The 18,220-nt window shown below is 46.7% G+C and carries 16 protein-coding genes; 11 read left to right on the top strand and 5 right to left on the bottom strand.

The genetic code is table 11. The annotated features are described in order from the left end of the window. The first annotated feature begins 217 nt into the window (after positions 1-217). A complete protein-coding gene (locus IEV16_RS11540; RefSeq protein WP_188365866.1) occupies positions 218-748 on the top strand; it encodes a hypothetical protein in 531 nt (176 codons plus the stop codon). A gap of 114 nt (positions 749-862) precedes the next feature. On the opposite strand, the gene IEV16_RS11535 is transcribed toward IEV16_RS11540, so the two are convergent. Then, positions 863-1,486 carry an energy transducer TonB family protein gene (locus IEV16_RS11535; RefSeq protein WP_188365865.1) on the bottom strand — a complete coding sequence of 208 codons (624 nt, stop codon included), beginning with the start codon at positions 1,484-1,486 and terminating at the stop codon, positions 863-865. Between the two features lie 300 nt (positions 1,487-1,786). Between IEV16_RS11535 and IEV16_RS11530 the strand changes: the two genes are divergently transcribed. The 3 genes from IEV16_RS11530 to IEV16_RS11520 are packed head-to-tail and all read left to right on the top strand — an operon-like array spanning position 1,787 to position 5,082. Continuing rightward, on the top strand, positions 1,787-3,577 hold the full coding sequence (locus IEV16_RS11530; protein ID WP_188365864.1) for a M61 family metallopeptidase: 1,791 nt from the start codon (positions 1,787-1,789) through the stop codon (positions 3,575-3,577). 3 nt (positions 3,578-3,580) lie between these two features. Next, positions 3,581-4,219: a deoxynucleoside kinase gene (locus IEV16_RS11525; protein ID WP_188365863.1), complete on the top strand. Its 639-nt coding sequence runs from the start codon at positions 3,581-3,583 to the stop codon at positions 4,217-4,219. Further along, the gene (locus IEV16_RS11520) at positions 4,216-5,082 is read left to right on the top strand and encodes a DUF368 domain-containing protein (protein WP_188365862.1); all 867 of its coding nucleotides are present in this window, start codon (positions 4,216-4,218) and stop codon (positions 5,080-5,082) included. The genes IEV16_RS11525 and IEV16_RS11520 overlap by 4 nt, the downstream gene beginning before the upstream one ends. 47 nt (positions 5,083-5,129) lie before the next feature. Here IEV16_RS11520 and IEV16_RS11515 read toward each other — a convergent pair whose 3' ends face one another. Then, positions 5,130-5,810, bottom strand: a complete 681-nt coding sequence (locus IEV16_RS11515; RefSeq protein ID WP_188365861.1) for a hypothetical protein — start codon at positions 5,808-5,810, stop codon at positions 5,130-5,132. A 106-nt stretch (positions 5,811-5,916) separates the two neighbouring features. Between IEV16_RS11515 and sbcB the strand changes: the two genes are divergently transcribed. After that, positions 5,917-7,380, top strand: a complete 1,464-nt coding sequence (gene sbcB / locus IEV16_RS11510) for an exodeoxyribonuclease I (protein WP_188365860.1) — start codon at positions 5,917-5,919, stop codon at positions 7,378-7,380. 5 nt (positions 7,381-7,385) lie between these two features. On the opposite strand, the gene IEV16_RS11505 is transcribed toward sbcB, so the two are convergent. Further along, on the bottom strand, positions 7,386-7,748 hold the full coding sequence (locus IEV16_RS11505; protein WP_188365859.1) for a hypothetical protein: 363 nt from the start codon (positions 7,746-7,748) through the stop codon (positions 7,386-7,388). A 101-nt stretch (positions 7,749-7,849) separates the two neighbouring features. Here IEV16_RS11505 and pyk point away from each other — a divergent pair, with 101 nt between their 5' ends. From pyk to IEV16_RS11475, 6 genes are all read left to right on the top strand, one after another. Next, on the top strand, positions 7,850-9,277 hold the full coding sequence (gene pyk, locus IEV16_RS11500; RefSeq protein WP_188365858.1) for a pyruvate kinase: 1,428 nt from the start codon (positions 7,850-7,852) through the stop codon (positions 9,275-9,277). 70 nt (positions 9,278-9,347) lie between these two features. Then, complete coding sequence (locus tag IEV16_RS11495) at positions 9,348-9,941, top strand: carboxymuconolactone decarboxylase family protein (RefSeq protein ID WP_188365857.1); 594 nt, start codon at positions 9,348-9,350, stop codon at positions 9,939-9,941. 54 nt (positions 9,942-9,995) lie between these two features. Next, the gene (locus IEV16_RS11490) at positions 9,996-10,943 is read left to right on the top strand and encodes an AAA family ATPase (RefSeq protein ID WP_188365856.1); all 948 of its coding nucleotides are present in this window, start codon (positions 9,996-9,998) and stop codon (positions 10,941-10,943) included. Further along, the gene (locus IEV16_RS11485; protein ID WP_188365855.1) at positions 10,900-11,871 is read left to right on the top strand and encodes a DUF58 domain-containing protein; all 972 of its coding nucleotides are present in this window, start codon (positions 10,900-10,902) and stop codon (positions 11,869-11,871) included. Before IEV16_RS11490 ends, IEV16_RS11485 begins: the two co-directional genes overlap by 44 nt. Positions 11,872-11,876: 5 nt before the next feature. Further along, positions 11,877-13,874 carry a transglutaminase TgpA family protein gene (locus IEV16_RS11480; RefSeq protein WP_188365854.1) on the top strand — a complete coding sequence of 666 codons (1,998 nt, stop codon included), beginning with the start codon at positions 11,877-11,879 and terminating at the stop codon, positions 13,872-13,874. Positions 13,875-13,888: 14 nt separating this feature from the next. Beyond that, a complete protein-coding gene (locus IEV16_RS11475) occupies positions 13,889-15,757 on the top strand; it encodes a tetratricopeptide repeat protein (protein ID WP_188365853.1) in 1,869 nt (622 codons plus the stop codon). Here the strand turns inward: IEV16_RS11475 and IEV16_RS11470 are convergent. Both IEV16_RS11470 and IEV16_RS11465 read right to left on the bottom strand, forming a co-directional pair. Then, complete coding sequence (locus IEV16_RS11470; RefSeq protein WP_188365852.1) at positions 15,741-16,430, bottom strand: hypothetical protein; 690 nt, start codon at positions 16,428-16,430, stop codon at positions 15,741-15,743. The genes IEV16_RS11475 and IEV16_RS11470 overlap by 17 nt on opposite strands. Positions 16,431-16,435: 5 nt before the next feature. Then, positions 16,436-18,166 (bottom strand): hypothetical protein, encoded by a 1,731-nt coding sequence (locus IEV16_RS11465; protein WP_188365851.1) that lies wholly within the window; start codon positions 18,164-18,166, stop codon positions 16,436-16,438. Between the last annotated feature and the right edge of the window lie 54 nt (positions 18,167-18,220).

The following is an 18,220-nucleotide window of genomic DNA, read 5'->3' as shown; positions in this document are numbered from 1 at the left end:
TGTTGATGAATCATCAATAATTAATTAAAAGCCCTAAATACAACAAACCCCTGAAAAAAACAGGGGTTTGTCATTAGCCTGGAAACCCTCACTCCGGTGAGGGTTTTTTTATGGATTTTTAATTGCCATGACTGGATTAATCTGGTTTTCCCGTATTAACCCATAAGCCGAAATAATTTCGGTTATTTTTTTATCAACAGAATGTGGGAGCATTTATATGAAAAGTTTAATTGTATGTTTAATCCTGTGTCTTAATGTCACATGGGCTCATGGCCAAACATTGCGTATTGTGGGTTATGAAGCTGAATTGGTTTTTGTGGATACACGGATTGAACCGATAACCGTTCGTGGCGCGACGTTGTCGGCGTGTGAGGATAATTTTAATGCAGCGCGTGCCGGCCGTGATTTGTATTACGGTAAGCGTTATGGCACTCAGGAATGTGTTCCTCTGTTTGTTTATCGATCACCGATGGCACCCGGGTTTGCCTTAAGTCCCGCAGTGACTTTAATGCCTCAAATCCCCTGGCCACCAAGGTGTTTGAGTTGCCCTGTGTTTGAAGACGCTGAATTGGTAAAGCGGCTCTATCCGGATCACAGTCAGCTTGTTAATAAATACGTCAAACAATATAAAATTGATGAGTACAATCTCGCGCTGAAGGCGTTAAATCAGCAATACAGTCAATGGATAGAAGGTTTTGAGCAAAAAATGATGGCACTGGATGATTATCTGGAAGAAAAAAACCAGTGACAGCGTCCTAATCGTAGTCATTTCTCGCTTAAGACCCAAAAATCACTGATAAACCAGTGGTGTTATGTTAAGTGTATGGGTTGGGTCACTTTTTTAGTGACCCAACAAGTATGTTTAGCCGGTTTTAATTTCTATGGTAAAAGTTTTGGCGATGTTGTCGGTGATGCCGATATTTTTGGGTGGCTCAAACTGCCATTGCTGAATACTGTGCTGGGCTTCTTTAAGCATCATCGCAGGGACATCCGGTGTGCCGGCGGCGACACGAACGACCCGGCCTTCGGGGTTAATAAAAATACGGACTTTGAGTTCGTTTTTGGTGACGTGTCTGGGCGGTATATTGATGGGTTGGGTTTTTATCAGATGCCAGCTGTATTGTTCATGCAGTGGGTTTACAGCAGCGGTTTCAACAATCCGGTTATTTAAACGGCGGGATCCGGCTCTTCTCACCGGTGCTGCTTCAGGTTGTTCGGTATTATTTGGTTGAATGTTTAATTCAAGATCCGGCTGGGTCATCAGTTCAATGTCAATATCCGGTGTTATGGGTTGTTCGGTCTTAACATCCGGTTGTGATTGGTTTTCGGGTTTAATGGGTTCCGGTTTAAAACCGGGTGTTTGCGGTTGTCCGGTGGTGGTTCTTTCCGGTAAACCCTGCGACCAGCTGGGACGTTTGCTTTGGGTTTGGGCGGACAAAGTGGTTGAGATAAATAATATCAAAATAATGTAAATAATGTGTTTCATGGGTAGTGGGGGTTAAAGGGTCAAACAATATAATCAGTTCTGGGGCGTACGCTTTCGCTCTAAGCGAACACAGCACACCGCCATCCCTGGAAGCGTTTTCAATGACGGAAAAACCGCATGACGGCTTGGCGGGTTGTTCTGCTTAGCAACTCGCATGCGATAGTGTATGGGCTATTTATAAATAGTCAATGAAATTTGTGATAAAGCACACGTTTTCCGATTATTTATTGGCGCAGGCAAATATTTTGGGTAGTGCTGAATATATTTTAGATTCCGTGTAGAATTTACGGCACATTTTACGTGTTTATTGTTTTTATGTTTCGTGTTTTGTTGCTTTTAATGTGGATGGGTTCTGTGATGGCTGATGATGGGGTGCATTATGAATTTTCTGTTGCCAATGCGGCACAACATTTAGGCCGGGTAAGTATGCAAATTCCGTTAACCGCCCATAAACAGTTGGAGTTGAAATTACCGGTATGGCGCACGGGGCGTTATGAGGTATTGGATTTAAGTAAGAACATCACCAACTTTTCGGCAGAAGACGAACAAGGGCAGCCGCTCAATTGGCATAAGTCGGATAAAAACACCTGGGTCATCGAAAATCCGACTCAGGGCCCTGTCAACATTCACTATCTGGTGTATGCCAATATGCTTCGCAGCCGAGTGGCGCATATTGATGACAGTCACGCGTTTTTGGATGCCAGCGGCGTCTTTATGTTTGTCACGGATTTAAGATCATCGCCCTTATCAGTGACTATGAAAGTGCCTGACCATTGGCGCTCAAGATCGGGTATGCATTCGCCGTCTGATCATGTGTTTGTGGCGGATAATTATGATCAATTGGTGGACTCGCCGATAGAATCGGGTATGCACCAATTTATGGCTTTTCAGGCGGCTGAACGTGATTTTGAAATCGTTATCTGGGGTGAAGGCAATGTTGATATTTCGGATTTAAAAGCCAAAATTGAAAAAATAATACAGGTGGCAGAAGACTTGTGGGGTGATTTCCCGTTTCAGCGGTATGTCTTTATGTACCATGTGGGTGCGGGTTTACGCGGCGCCACCGAACATGTTAATTCCACCATCATTCAAAGTGATCGGTTTCAGTTTAAGCCCCTGAAGAACTATTTCAAAGTACTGGCAACCACTGCCCACGAATTTGTGCATACCTGGAATGTGAAATCTTATCGTCCGGCGGGGATTGCACCTTATGATTATGATGCTGAAAATTATTCTGCCTTGTTTTGGATGGTGGAGGGCAGCACCAGTTATTATGATGACTTATTTTTATTGCGAGCCGGTATTTATTCTCCAAAAGACTATTTTAAAGAACTGGCTGATAATATTTATAACCATTTAAACAAGCCCGGTCGAGAAATCAGTTCTGTGGCGATGAGCAGTTTTGATACCTGGCTTGATAATGACGCCCATTTTAATTTAAATAATCAGGTCAGTATTTATTTAGAGGGCGCTCTAAAATCCTGGGCACTGGATCGGGCTATCCGCGAAAAATCACATCGACGATACAGTTACGATGATGTCCAGAGAGCCCTTTTTAAGCAGCACAGTAACATGGATGTGGGTTACACCGAAGTAGATGTTCAAACCATTTTAAATCATTTAACCGATTCTGATATGAGGGGTTTTTGGCGAACTTATATATCCGGCACTGAGGCGTTGGATTTTGATGCCTTGTTGGCTTTTTATGGTTTAAAACGGGTGTTTGACGACAGCGACAATAAGCCGGTTTGGCTGGGAATAGAAACTCAAGCAGACGAGGTCGGCGTCGGGGTTCGCGCGGTGCATCGGGACAGTCCTGCCTGGGAAGCCGGATTAACCGGTGGGGATGTGGTGGTGGCCATCAATGGCCTACGGGTTCATTCTGACAACTGGACAGATCACCTGGCCATGATGTCCGTCGGTGTGGCGTATGAGATGAGCTTTTTTTCGGGTGACCAATTAAAGACAGTGAGCGTCCGTGCGATGAATCATCCCAATCCCAAATTCTCCATTCAGCCGGTAGATAATCCCACCCGACAACAGCAAAAAGTATTTAAAGACTGGACCGGCCAGAGTTTGCCGGAGGTGTAGCAAGTGAGTCGTCCAATCATTATAGGTATAGCCGGTAACATTGGTGCGGGCAAAACCTCATTGGTTGAATTCTTACAGCGCAGCTATGTGATTACGCCGTTTTATGAACCCAATGATGAAAACCCCTATTTAGATGATTTTTACCGGGACATGAAGGCCTGGGCTTTTCATTCGCAGTTGTATTTTTTAAGCAGTAAGTTTGCCATGCAGCAGCAGTTAGAACAGTGCCGGGGTGTGGTATTACAGGATCGCACTTTGTTTGAGGATGTGGAAATCTTTGCCACTGCTTTGCACCATATGCGTAAAATTAATAATCGCGACTGGCAAACATTTACCGATCTTTACAACAGCATTCAGCAGGCCATTCAACCACCGGATCTGATGATTTATCTTAAATGCTCAATACGCACCGCCCGCAAACGCATTAAAATACGCGGTCGAGCGATGGAACAAAATATGCCTTTACGCTATTTAAAACGCTTAGAAACTTTGTATCAGAGTTGGATAAGCCGCTACAACATGAGTGAAGTGCTGACCATCGAAACCGACCAGTTAGATTATGTCAATGATCTGGTGGATCAGTTGCAACTGATGACGTCGATTGAGCGTTTTATTCCCCATGACTTAAAGAGGACTGTATGATGTACCTGTGGGTGTATTTAAAAGGACTGTTGATGGGTGTGGCCGATGTGGTACCGGGTGTGTCCGGAGGCACACTGGCTTTAATCACCGGTATTTATGAGCGGCTGATAAAGGCCATAGCCCGGGTCGATGGCGTGTTCTTTTCTTATTTGGTTCAATTTAAAATTAACCGGGCCTGGCGACACCTGGACGGCTGGTTTTTATTGGCCCTGTTCGGCGGGATTTTAACGGCAGTATTTTTATTTGCCGGGCTATTGAGCCACTTACTTGTGACCCGGCCGGTATTGACTTGGGCTTTTTTTCTGGGTCTGATTGTGGCGGCGGCGGTTTTGTTGGTGGTCGCTGAAAACAGTAAAAATCCACTGTACTGGATATGGTTGGTGGTGGGTGTGGTATCAGGCTATCTGTTGTCAACAAAAACCTTGTTCAGTTTACCTGTGGGTTATGCGGGCATTTTTCTGGCCGGCATGATTGCCGTTAGTGCGATGATTTTGCCGGGTATATCGGGTTCACTGTTGTTGGTATTGCTGGGTAAATACACCGTTCTTCTGGAAGCGGTACACCAGCGCGAGTGGCTGATCTTAATGATTTTCGCCGTCGGTGCTTTGCTGGGTTTGTTGTTGTTTTCGAAATTACTGAAATGTTTGTTGGTTCATTATCACACCGGCATGATCTATTTTTTATCCGGGCTGATGCTGGGGACCGTGTTTAAGGTATGGCCCTGGAAGTCAAAAATTGATGTGAATCTCTGGCCCTGGCAGCACAGCGAACCGCAGTACCTGATGAGCGGATTGATGATTTTTGCTGGTGTGGTTGTGGTTAGCGGCTTGTTTTATTGGGGGCGTAAAACCAAACAAGCATAAAAAACGCCGTCATTTCTACGGCGTTTTTTATGGCAATCAATATTTATTTAGTTAAGTCGACGTCTGAATAAAACGGCCATCAGTAAAATAACCGTGGCCAACGCCATAATTGATAAAACGTTTAGGCTTGGTACGGATTGTACAGGCGTACCGCGTCCCGGTTGCATCGACTGGAGTTCCATGGGTGACACGCCGCCGCCAATACCTTTGGTTGCGGTGTTATTATTACCACCTTGTCCGCCGGGTTCACAAATGGTAAACCAAAAACAGGCTGTGGGCGGTCCGCCGACCGGTCCGCCGCCACCTTGACCCTGATAGCGGCCCGACGATTTGACACCGCCATTACCGTAACTCCATAGGTTAAATTCGCCTGAACTGCCGTCAAAAGTGGTGCCCCAGGGCTGTCCGTTGGTGGCTTGACCAATTAAGGGCTGAGAAAAGTCTAAGGTGCCGCCATTGGTCCAAAAATCAATTTCATCATAATCGCTCAGATTATAAGTGCCATCACTGTTAACCGAGCCAGTCACCGTGAGTTGCAGGTCAATGACAGCCGGATCCGGCAGTACAAAGGTGGTGTCACCCGGATTTGGTAACAATGTATCTTCAAAAACAATAAAACCTTCTGTCCGGGCGCTGCTGTTTGGGTCGTCGAAGACAAAATCAAAGCGCACCGGTGCCGCTGTGACTTGTAATGAAATAATAAGTAACGAGAAAATAAGCTTTTTCATGGGTTCCCCTTTAAGTTTGAATTAAAATGCGTGTTTATATTAGCGAAATAGACAAAGCTAAGCAATTATTTATTTCAATTTGAGACTTTAATCACAGAAACACACCATGAAAAATGACAACCGGTTTTATTGGTATGATTTAGAAACTTTTGGCATTGACACCCGCTATGACCGGATAGCGCAATTTGCCGGGGTTCACACCGATATGGACTTAAACATTATCGGTGAGCCGGATATGTTTTACTGTCAGCCCACCTTTGATTATCTGCCGACACCGGAAAGTGTTCTGGTCACCGAGATTACACCGCAAGTATGTGAACAAAAAGGTCTGGCTGAACATGAATTTGCAGAACGCATCCAGGTTATTTTTTCACAACCCAAAACCTGTGTCGCCGGATATAACTCGGTGCGCTTTGATGATGAGTGTATTCGTTCCTTATTTTATCGTAATTTAATGGACCCCTATGTCCGTGAATACAGCAACGGCAACAGCCGATGGGATTTGATAGATGTGGTGCGTGCCACCTTTGCTTTGCGACCGGAGGGAATCAAATGGCCCTTGCGTGAAGACGGTCAGCCAAGTTTTAAACTCGAAGATTTAAGCGCAGCCAACGGCTTGTCCCATGAAGCGGCTCACGATGCCTTGTCCGATGTGCGTGCCACCATCCAAATGGCACAACTGATTAAACAAAAACAACCCAAATTATTTCAATTTAGCTTAAAAATGCGCGATAAACATTTTGTCAAAAGTTTATTAAATTGGGATTTATTACAGCCGGTGGTGCATGTATCGGGTATGATTCCGGCCAATCGTGGTTGTGTCAGTTTGTATGTGCCATTGGCAGTGGATCCGCGCAATCCAAATGGGGTGATTTGTTATGATTTAAGCTTTGCACCGGATGATTTGCTCAATTTAAGTGCCGAAGACATCGGTGAACGACTTTACACACCGCAGAATGAATTGCCTCAAGATCAGCAGCGTATTCACTTAAAAACCATTCACATTAATAAAATTCCTTTTGTGGCACCTGTTAATATTCTCAAGCATACTGATACTGAGCGTCTGGGGTTAGATGAGAACACATGCCGACAGCATTTAGATGAGATTAAAAAATATTGTGCCGATCACCACCAGGCCTTCATTAAAAAGATTAAACAGGTTTTTAACCAGCCCTTTGAATCAAAATCCGATGATGTGGACTGTTTAATCTATGATGGTTTTTTTAGTTATGATGAACGGGCGGTTTTTAAACAAATTCGTGATATGAAAGCACAAGATATGCCGTGGGAAAATCAGGATATGTGTGAATTAAAAGACATCCGAGGCCCTGAATTGGTGCGCCGTTATCGTGCCCGTAACTTCCCTGACAGCCTCAGTGAAAAACAAAAAAAACAGTGGTTTGAGCAATGTCAAAACCGATTACGTCAAAAACATGGACTGAACTGGCACCGCTGGTTTACCCATCTGGCAATGCTGAAAGAAAGACCTGAAGCGTTTCAACACCGGGCTTTATTGGATGAACTTGAAGCATTTGTTTTGCGACATCCATTACTGGGCATAAAGTCCTGATAAGGTTATTTTGTGCGGTAATTTTTGCGGGTGATGATAATCGCTGCACGAACAAACAAGTAAATCACAAAGCCGATGGCCACCAAATTAATGCCCCAATGCTCCATCAAAACAACCGTATCACCTTGCTCCAAACCTTTGATGTAATCCCAGAGCATCGGAATGGCGCCAATCATGGCAATGCTCATGGCCACATAGGACAGCATTTTGAGTTGATAGATACGTTGACCGAACAGTCTTTTTTTATACAAGGCGGCTTGTTCTTCGTCAATTTGCTGCTCACCATCGTGGCTGAAGCCGCATTTTGGACACACGGGTGCCAGAGAGGACATGCGGGTGCGACAAACCGGGCATTTAATCAGGGCCATAGTCTTGTTTCAATGACAATTAAAGCAACATTATAACAAGCCCGACATGAAATTTTGACCAAAAAAGACTATCATAACCTCACCTCAACCAACCGAAAGCTATGTACCGAAAAACTAAAATTGTCGCCACTTTGGGCCCAGCCAGTCAGTCACAAGCGCGTATTGAACAACTGATGGCGGCGGGGGTGAATGTGTTTCGACTCAATTTTTCTCACGGTAGTCATGAAGATCACAGGCATCTGGTTGCAACCATCCGGAATGTCAGTGAACGACTGGGTCTTGAAGTGGGTGTGCTTCAGGATTTGCAGGGACCGAAAATTCGGGTGGGTCGTTTTGCCGGCGGTGGTGTCGAGCTGAATGAGGGGCAGCGATTTTGCTTGTATGCTGACCCGCACAAAACAGGTGATGAGTCAGGTGTCGGAATTTCTTATACACAATTGTACCGGGATGTGTCTGTTGGTGACACTTTATTGCTTGACGATGGCAAATTATCTTTACAGGTGGTTGAAATACATAACACCCAATTGCACTGTGAGGTTGTTTTGGGTGGTCGTTTGAGTAACCACAAAGGTATTAATGTGCCCGGTGCTGATTTATCGATTGCCGCCATCACCGATAAAGACCGACGGGATTTAGCCTTTGGTGCCGACTTGGATGTGGACTGGGTGGCGTTGAGTTTTGTGCGCTCGGCCGATGATTTGAAACTGGCCAGAAAATACCTCAAAGAACACGGGTCAACGGCCAAACTGATGGCTAAAATTGAAAAGCCCGGTGCGGTGAAAAATTTTAAAACCATATTAAAAGAAGCCGACGGCATTATGGTGGCGCGCGGGGATTTGGGGGTTGAATTGTCCACCGAACAAGTGCCTTTGCTACAAAAAAAATTAATTCAGCAAGCCCGTGAAAAAGGCAAGCCGGTGGTGACCGCCACCCAAATGCTGGAAAGCATGATTGAACAACCCACGCCGACCCGCGCAGAAGCCAATGATGTGGCCAACGCCATCTTTGATGGTACTGATGCGGTAATGCTGTCGGCAGAAACCGCCACCGGAGCCTACCCGGTGCAGGCGGTCAGAACCATGGCGCGGATTGCCGAAACCGTGGAGCAGGATGACAGTTACCGGCAGCATATTAACCAGCACAAAGTGGCGGTGCAAAAAAACACCCCGGACGCGGTCTCTTCAGCCGCCTGTCAGGTGGCGAGTATTTTAAATGCCCAGGTGGTGTGTTGTTTTTCCAGCTCCGGGGCCACCGCCTTGCGGGTGGCACGCAATCGTATGGTGACACCGGTGATTGCCATTTCACCGCAACAAAAATCCTGTCGCCAACTGACATTGTCCTGGGGGGTGCATCCGGTTCTCAATGACCGTGCAAAAAGCACCGATTCGATGGTGCAAGTGGCCAATCAGGTTATTTCCGAGACCGCCATGGCAAAACCCGGTGACACCTATGTGATAACAGCCGGGGTTCCCTTTGGTCAATCGGGTACCACCAACCTGATACGGGTGGAAACCCTGACCGAAGGATAGTACAGCATGATGTGTCATTGCGCCAGTCCGGCGCATACGATAAGATTAATTTTTTTCAACAGAGAAATCGATGCCCTTAGTTGAGCCGCTTGATCACATGGCCAATCCGGATGTGGCTGAATTGGTGACTTTTTATAATGAAACCCTGGGATTTTGCCCCAACAGCCTGTTAACCATGCAACGACGACCGGACATTGCTGAGGCTTTTGTGCTGTTAAACAAAGCCGTGATGGCCAATCGGGGACGTCTTACGGCAGAACAAAAAAGGTTGATGGCTTATTTAACCAGTGCCCAAAGCGGCTGCCGTTATTGTCAGGCGCACACGTTGCTGGCCGCCGAGCGCTATGGGGGTAGCGATGAACGCTTAAAACAAATATGGAATTTCCGTGACAGTGCAGTGTTTAGTTCGGCTGAAAAAGCCCTGTTTGAATTTGCACTGGCGGCTTCGGCTGTTCCCAACGCCGTAGATGAAACCATTGAAACTGATTTAAAACGTTTTTGGGATGATGGTGAAATTGTGGAAGCCCTGGGTGTGATTGCCTTGTTTGGTTATTTGAACCGCTGGAACGATTCCATGGCCACCCGGATTGAATCACCGGCACAAGCCGCAGCAGAACGCCATGACACGGGGCTTAACTGGGAGCCGGGTAAACATCAGCCATGACATGTTCTTCACAGCATAACGATTATATTTAACCCACCTGATTCAAGATTTTATATGACGACAACACAGCCCCAGAAACCTCAAAAAGATAATTCGGTCACCGCCATTGAGCTAATTATAGATTGTGTCAGTGAACGGATTTTAGATAAAGAATCCGCCATTCGGCAAGTGATAGCTGCCTTACTGGCCGGGGGGCATGTGTTGCTGGAAGACCGTCCGGGTTTGGGTAAAACCACGCTGGCCGCTTCCGTGGCGCAGGTGTTTGGCTTGGATTATAACCGCATCCAGTTAACGTCGGATATGATGCCGAGTGATGTGTTGGGTGTCAGTATTTACCACCCTGAAAAGCAAGCCTTCAGCTATCATAAGGGTCCGATTTTCACCCAGTTTCTGTTGGCCGATGAACTCAATCGTGCCACCCCCAAAACCCAAAGCGCCCTGCTGGAAGCCATGGCTGAAAATCAGGTCAGTATGGATGGAAAGACGTATCCGATGGATGAGGTGTTTTTTGTGATGGCGACCCAAAACCCGATTGATGATTCGGGCACCTATTCACTGCCACACTCTCAACTGGATCGGTTCTTAATTAGTTTAAGTCTGGGTTACCCCAGCGAGGCCGGTGAACGTAAAATTTATTCAAGTACGTATTTACAAAGCATGAAACAACCGCTGCCGGCACTCAGTAACGCTGAACAACTACTCAGTTGGCAGCAAGCGGTCACCCGGGTGCATGCCGCTGAAGAGGTATTGGATTATTTACAATGGCTGATCACCCAAAGTCGCAAACACCCGCATATTCAGCAAGGTCTGTCACCCCGTGCCGGCTTAGGTCTTTTTCGCATGGCCCAGAGTCAGGCTTTTATGGCCGGTCGTGATTTTATTACCCCTGATGATGTGACCATGAGTTTTTATCCGGTGTGTCGACATCGTTTGCTGACTGATGACGGACGCCTGGCCGATGAGTATATCGAAGAGATGCTCGACAGCGCCAACCTTGTTTAAACGGCTTAAAAATTATTTTATCAATCGCCGTGGTCGAGAAGCCTTGCCGGTGCGCTTGCATTGGCGGCGGTTGTATGTGTTGCCGTCAAAGCCCGGTTTGTTTTTCTTTCTGATTGGTTCCACCATGATGCTGGCCGGTTTGAACTTCAATAACAACATGAGTCTGATGTTGGTGTTTTTGCTGTTTGGCCTGGCGCAGGTTATTTTATATAAAACCTTTTTCAACTTAAAAAATGTGGTGATCGATCAGGTGCATGCCGCACCGGTGTTTGCCGGTGAGCGTTATACTTTGCGCTTGCAACTGTTGGCCCCCACAGACCGTTACCAAATTCAAGTCAAAATGGATGAATCCGTGGATACCGCCAATATCCTTCATCAATCTGGGCAGTGGCAGCTTGCCGCTGACGCTGAACAACGGGGGTATCAGCCCTTGCCGCGGTTAAAACTGTTGACCCGTTATCCCCTGGGTCTGGTCACTGTCTGGGCATATTGTCAGCCGAAAGCAACGGTGCTGGTTTATCCGCGTCCGGAACAACCGTGCCCGTCCTTTGCCCATCATGGTGGTGTGGAAGGGCCGGATAGCTCTGTGGTACAGGGTGATGAAATGGATGATTTGAGAACATACCAAAGCGGTGATCCCATCCGCGATATCGCCTGGAAAAAATCCGCCCAGGGCCAGGGAACCTTTGTGAAAAAATATCATTTAAAACAGGGCAAAGAGCTGTGTTTTGATTACAGCCAGCTGAATTTAAAAGACATTGAAAAACGCTTATCACGATTGACTGCCTGGGTGGTGGAAGCCGAGCGGCAGACACTCACATACCAGTTAAAGCTGCCTCAGTTTGACAGTGGTATGGGCCGTGGTGAACGCCATTATCATGAATGCCTGACGGCTTTGGCTGTGTTTGGTCCAGGAGGTGTGTCATAGCGCGTATGGCATCACAATTATCCACTAAACAGGTGTTCTGGATTGTTCTGGCGGTGGTGGTGGCTGTCTTGCCACAGCTTTATCGCCTGCCGCTGTGGTTCGCGCCGATGATGACAGTGGTCATCGCGTACCGTTTTTATGTGCAGGTTAAGCACATTAAAAAAGCCTATAACATCATTTTAATGATGGTCGCCATCGCCGCCTTATTGCTGATCGTTTACAGTCAGGGTTTTGGTTTATCGCGGGAAATTTCAGTCACCATTTTAATCACTATGACGGTGTTAAAACTACTGGAAACCTATCGACAGCGAGATGCCTTGTTGGTGGTGATGCTGTGTTATTTTGTTGCCATGACCCGGTTTTTGTACTCTCAGGATTTGGTTTTGGTGATGTATTTGTTGCTGTCTGCCTGGGTCACCACCCACGCGTTGGCGGTGATCAATTATCAACACGGTTCAGCCTGGTTTGAGAAAAAACAACTTAAAGCCAGTATCGGCTGGCTGGCGATGGCTTTGCCTTTTGCGGTGCTGTTTTTTCTGGCTTTTCCACGATTGGGCTCGCCAATCTGGGGTTCGCCTGATATTTTCGGTGAAGGTAAAACCGGTATTTCCGATGAAATGAGCCCCGGATCCATTATTGAGTTGTTTATGGACGACTCACCGGCTTTTCGGGTGACTTTCGGGTCCAATAATAAACCGGAGAACAATCAGCTTTACTGGCGTGGCCCGGTACTCAGTGAGTTTGATGGGCGTACATGGACGCGTCATGAGTTCAGACGATCGCGTGGACAGGTGGCTTATGACCGCCAGGCTGCGATAATTGAATACGGTATAGAAATGGAGCCAAACGGTCGTCATTATATGTTTGGTCTGGATGTCGTTTTGAACGCACCGCAAGGGTCGCTGATGTCACCGACTTCGACCTTGTTTTCGATGAATAAGGTTAATCAATTGAAACATTATCGGCTGTCTTCGGCGGTCACTGATCGCCTGTATCAGCGTTTGCCTCAGTATCAACGCAAGTGGTTGCTGGACTTTCCTGAAGGTTTGAATCTTCAGACCCAAATCATGATCAAGCAGTGGCAAGCAACAGATGATTCTGCCTATGGCATGATTAATAAAGCCCTTAACTGGTTTCGTACTGAGGATTATTTGTATTCCTATTCACCGCCGGCTTTGCACAGTAACGAAGTTATTGATGAGTTTTTATATGAGTCCAGACGCGGATTTTGCGAACACTTTGCTTCCACCTTTGTGGTGATGATGCGTATGGCGGGTTTACCGGCACGGGTGGTGACCGGTTATCAAGGCGGGGTTGATATGGGCGACTATGTGTTGGTCAAACAATCCGATGCCCATGCCTGGGCGGAAGTATACATTGATCAACCGGATCATGAACTGGGCGGCTATTGGCAACGGGTTGATCCCACTTCTGTGGTGTCACCGGAACGCTTATTCAGGGGGTCGGGAAATATTATTGAACAGCGGCGCAGTTTTTTCGATTTTCCCTGGTTACGACAGACCCGAGAACATTTAGACCGCTACCGTTTTCGCTGGAACCAATGGGTGCGTGATTTTAATGTTAGTAAACAGCAGGCTTTGTTTGACGCCATCGGCATTCAACACCGCGACGGCAAAGTGTTGGCTGTGATTTTATTGTCCGTACTGGCTGCCAGCGGTGCTTTGATTTTCAGCTGGCTGTGGTGGCGTCAACGCCCCCGCTACAACAATTTGCAACAGTGGTACTTGCGGTTTATGGATTTATTTAAAAAAGAACCGGCAATTTATGCCCGTCAATCAGCAGGTATGGAAGCGGTCACCCACTCTATTGTCGAACAGTACCCTGGCTTAAAAAAATCGGTGAATGATTTTCAGCAATGTTATCTGCGCATACGCTACCGCAATGAACAACTCACCCCTGCCGATCGACGTCGGCTGCAACATTTTTTTGAGCGCCTAAAAAAAGATGTGAAAAAAAGATATCATTCACAATCGCGGAGTTAAGATAAGATAGCCCCATGCAATACAGAATCAAGCAAATAAACTTTAGTCTTCAGGCCAACCAGCTCAATCATGGCACACAAGTGATTACACTGACTGATAAAACCATGGCCGCCTTATTGCTGTTTTTTCGAAATCCGCAATCGATCATCTCTAAAGACGAATTCATGCAAACGGTTTGGGGAGAGGTGATTGTCAGTGAAGCGTCTTTGTTCAAACAAATCCAAACCTGCCGTGGTGTATTACAAGACATCGGCTTACCGGAGGACAGTATTGAAAATGTTTACGGTAAGGGCTATCGGCTTAAGTATGCGGTCTCTGAATGTTCGAAACACCAAGACGGTGTATCTGACGGTAACCGAAAAAAACCTCAAAGTCATCGCAAAAAACTTGTTTTCGTGCTGATTGCTGCGCTTATTTTATCGGCGCTTGTTTACGGTGTTTTGGGGTGGATGAGTCCCCGACAGTCAATAAACCAACTGAATACTGCACAAAAACAAAGCATCCTTGAATTGTCCCAATCCGATTGGCAGGCCGGTTTGCAGCACATTAATGACACGCTGGCTGACACGGTCAGTTATTCAAGCGCTGATTTGGGATTCCTGTATCAGCAACAAGGTCAGGCGTTGCTTGAATTGCAGCGCTATTCAGACAGTGTGGCGGCATTAAAGCAGGCCCTGCATTATTTTAGCGAGACCCAACAAACAACCGCTTTGGGTGAAAGTCACATACTGCTTTCGCGGGCTTACGGAGCCCTGGGTCAGGATCAGCCGCAAACCGAGCACGTACAAAAAGCGCTGGCCTTATTGAAGGCGTCGGACAGCAACGCCCAGGTGGTGGATGCTTTGATGGAACTGGCGTTTTTACATAAAAAATCCGGTGATTTTCAGGCGGCCATTGACATATACCGGCAAGCCGCCAGTCGGGCCAAACAGGGTGATGATGCAACCGGACAAATGATGGCGGTGAATAATCTGGCGGCCACTTACCTGGTAATGAATGATGTGGATCAGGCCCAAAAATTACTGCAACAGGGTTTGGATTTAAGTTTGCAGATTGGTGAAGGCCGCTACATTGCATCGGCTTACAGTATGATGAGTCAGATTTATTTGCAGAAAAACCAACCCCTTGAAGCCATCGGTCACATACAAGAAGCCTTGAAATATCAGCTTAAAAGTCAAAGTGGACGCGGTTTGAACCCGAAATTAATGACATTGAATTATCTGTTGGTGGTGACCTTTCAAAGCCAGCAGGCGCAAGCGCTGTTAGAATTGACTCAGCATTACGCAGAGCAACTCAATCAATCCGCGCCAATGGCCATTGTTCAACTTTACCAGGGGATGAATTTAGCACATCAAAAACAATGGTCGGCGGCGGCCGATCGATTACAGGCTGCCTGGCAGGCCTCACAGGTGAATAATTTTAATTACCAAAGGCCGATGTTACTGGCTTATTTTGCCTTGAGCCATGCCCGCAGTGAACAGCCGATTAAAGCCATTGAAGCAGCGCAGAAAGTCATGGAACTGGCAGAAGCGCAAAATCATGAAAAAACCCTGGCCAAATTGGCATTGGCCTGGTCTTATCTTTTTTTAGAAAACACACAACAATACAATCAAGCCGTGACAGACCTGAATGAGTCAGACATTGAAAGTTGGTTGTTTCTGGCTGAGCAGTTTTGGGAACTCAAATTAAGCAACGCCAACCAATCTGATCTGTCTTATGAAACTTATCTTAATCGTCTGGAGCAAACACGCCTTGAACAACAGAATTTAAGCGGGGCAGCGCGTGTCGATGATGTTGTTATGAAATCTTTGCAAGATAAAATACTAAGTCTGACGGTTGCGCTCAAGACTGAACACGCCGGTGCGGTCAGTCAACCGAATTAATTTTGACAAGACACCCCTGATCCAGCAAATAATCATCTGCAAGCGGCGCCTGATTGTTGTCTATTTGTTGTGAATGTTCGATGCGGATGCGGTGATCACCCTCACAACTGATGCCGCCGCCGAGTTTTTTGGCCACATTCTTCTGAACCAGACTGTTGATTAATTGCAGAGTCACATGAGGCCCCGATAAAACCATGCCACCACCCCGCCGGTCGGCGATGTTGTGTTCAATCACGGTGTTTTTAAGTACAACACGGGCCGGTCCGGTGATGTGCAAACCTCCACCTGTGTCAGCTTGTCCGTGTGTTAACCGCAGGTTAACCAGTTTTATTTGGCTGTTTGCCGTGTCGTCCGCCGTTGAAATGGTGACCGGCCGGTATTGATGAAACCCCGTAATAATACTTTTTTGCGAATGATTTCGTAGCTGATTCCAGTCGCCACAATCAGCTAAGCCACCAATCAGGGTCAACTTAGGGTGATTGATTTGGATTGGTGGATAAACAGTTTCGGTGGTGAGATAGAGGGTGTTATGTTCTATGATGGCTTGATTTAAGCGATCCGGCGGGTAGTGACATGCCACGCCACCACCCACTGTAATTTTCTCGTCAGATTTCAATGACGTTGAATTGTGTGACACGCCGGTCAGAACCAGCGTTAACAGAAACCAACGCATCGCAATCACTCAAAGCCGTTTTGAAAAATCAAATCCAGATTGGCCTCATAAGCACCGGCATCAAACGGGCCTAAATGATTGGCCACACCGGGTTCATCAAAGCCGCGATCTCGACCCACAAAGTCAGGATAACTGGCACCGATAAAAGCGGATTCATCGCAGGCATCGATGGCCGGCGAGGCCGGTGATAAGCGGTAATTGCTTTGGACTTTATTCACAAACATCGGGTCTTGCAAGCTGATAAAGCCCATATTGCCGGTTAATGATGCCGATTCAGAAGTAAACAAACAGTCCCATTGCATTAGGCTGTTATTTTGTCCGGCATCAAAAAACCCCAAAATATCGCTGGTACTGTGGTCGATGATATTGTTAAAAACATTAAGGGTATGTTGGCTGTCATTTCTGACGTTTATCAGGGGTAAGGAGGTGGTATTATTGGCCGCAGTCGTGTAAAACATATCCACATTGGAGCCTTCAGCGGGTGCGCCACTGACACGAATTAAAGTGGTTGCGGTGTCATCGTTAAAATGTCGGTTGTTAATGATTAAATTACTTTCCAGGCGCAGGTAGGCATAGGCGTCCAGGTTAAAGCCACTGACACTGTTGCCCAGGTTACCGTCTATGCGGGTTTGCGAAATATTGGCCACACCGCCTTCAAATAAATCACCGGCACCGCCATAGCTTTCTGTATCACCGTCAACGGAAATTAGAATATTATTCGACAGTGAGGAACAGCGCTCATTATCCCAGCAATCACCGGGTAATCGACGCATCACAAACACTGCCTGATCCTGAACCGAAAAACCACCGCCAAAAAAGGTACCTATATTGGATTCAATGCGGCCGTTAATGGCTTCAAAACGGGTCCCTTGACCGGCCAGATAAACGCCGCCACCGCTTTCAACCTCGTCCGTGTCGGCCATATTCAGTACAATGCTGGCAGGATGTTCCAAAGAACCCTTGATTTCCATTTGGCTACCGCCCAGCAACAAGGCGCCCCCGCCGACTTCTGCCGTGTTTCTTAAAACCCCAAATTCTGCCTGTAGTGGCGGCAGACTGTCACCGCTGTTCATTTGTATATCACATTGGGTATCGGCATAGATACCGCCGCCATAGGTGGCTTGGTTGTTGTTGATAGCAGACTGACCCAATATGGTGACGGTGCCTTGATTGTCACAATAAATACCGCCACCTGATACAGACTGATTGTTTCGAATGATACTGTTGCTGATTAACAGCTGAGCATCGGCACCACTGACCTTAATACCGCCGCCGGTACCACCGGTGTTGTCATAGACCACCGATTCGGCCAGTAACAATTGACTGTTACCTTCGATTTGAATGCCACCGGCGCCCTCAGGATCGTTATTCAGGCCATTAAAAATTTCAAAACCGTCAATGACTATCAGGGCTTTGGCTGCTTGTTGGGCATTAATGCGCACGACATTGTTATTAAACACTGACCGCCATTTTGATTTCTCCGCACTGCGATCACCGTTGGCGGCATCGGTGCAGTTCAAATAGCCACCGGTAAACCATTTGGGTTTGGTGATTTCAAATTGGTTACTGAAAGCACCTTGTGTGGTGACCCGGACGAAGACATCATTATCATTATAGGCATCGGTCAGATTGTTGTAATCACAGGCCGCATCGCTGCCGACAGTGACAAAGGCGTGTGATTGTATCTGCCATAAACCGGCGATGACCATTATTAAGGTATATAGACTTTTTTTCATGTGTGCTCTTTTTTTGTTAGGAGGCTTCATTACACGTTTTTGAAGTCTGAAAAG

This window comes from Marinicella pacifica, assembly GCF_014636635.1.
GTDB lineage: Bacteria > Pseudomonadota > Gammaproteobacteria > Xanthomonadales > Marinicellaceae > Marinicella > Marinicella pacifica.
Note: the sequence above shows the minus strand (reverse complement) of the source record. Positions and strands in the feature narration are given on the sequence as shown.

What these genes read in the sequence shown, in the direction of transcription:
- IEV16_RS11540 (WP_188365866.1), top strand. Translation starts at nt 218, where the DNA reads ATGAAAAGTTTAATTGTATGTTTAATCCTGTGTCTTAATGTCACATGG.
- IEV16_RS11535 (WP_188365865.1), bottom strand. Translation starts at nt 1,486, where the DNA reads ATGAAACACATTATTTACATTATTTTGATATTATTTATCTCAACCACT.
- IEV16_RS11520 (WP_188365862.1), top strand. Translation starts at nt 4,216, where the DNA reads ATGATGTACCTGTGGGTGTATTTAAAAGGACTGTTGATGGGTGTGGCC.
- IEV16_RS11515 (WP_188365861.1), bottom strand. Translation starts at nt 5,810, where the DNA reads ATGAAAAAGCTTATTTTCTCGTTACTTATTATTTCATTACAAGTCACA.
- sbcB (WP_188365860.1), top strand. Translation starts at nt 5,917, where the DNA reads ATGAAAAATGACAACCGGTTTTATTGGTATGATTTAGAAACTTTTGGC.
- IEV16_RS11505 (WP_188365859.1), bottom strand. Translation starts at nt 7,748, where the DNA reads ATGGCCCTGATTAAATGCCCGGTTTGTCGCACCCGCATGTCCTCTCTG.
- pyk (WP_188365858.1), top strand. Translation starts at nt 7,850, where the DNA reads ATGTACCGAAAAACTAAAATTGTCGCCACTTTGGGCCCAGCCAGTCAG.
- IEV16_RS11495 (WP_188365857.1), top strand. Translation starts at nt 9,348, where the DNA reads ATGCCCTTAGTTGAGCCGCTTGATCACATGGCCAATCCGGATGTGGCT.
- IEV16_RS11490 (WP_188365856.1), top strand. Translation starts at nt 9,996, where the DNA reads ATGACGACAACACAGCCCCAGAAACCTCAAAAAGATAATTCGGTCACC.
- IEV16_RS11485 (WP_188365855.1), top strand. Translation starts at nt 10,900, where the DNA reads ATGAGTATATCGAAGAGATGCTCGACAGCGCCAACCTTGTTTAAACGG.
- IEV16_RS11480 (WP_188365854.1), top strand. Translation starts at nt 11,877, where the DNA reads ATGGCATCACAATTATCCACTAAACAGGTGTTCTGGATTGTTCTGGCG.
- IEV16_RS11475 (WP_188365853.1), top strand. Translation starts at nt 13,889, where the DNA reads ATGCAATACAGAATCAAGCAAATAAACTTTAGTCTTCAGGCCAACCAG.
- IEV16_RS11470 (WP_188365852.1), bottom strand. Translation starts at nt 16,430, where the DNA reads ATGCGTTGGTTTCTGTTAACGCTGGTTCTGACCGGCGTGTCACACAAT.
- IEV16_RS11465 (WP_188365851.1), bottom strand. Translation starts at nt 18,166, where the DNA reads ATGAAAAAAAGTCTATATACCTTAATAATGGTCATCGCCGGTTTATGG.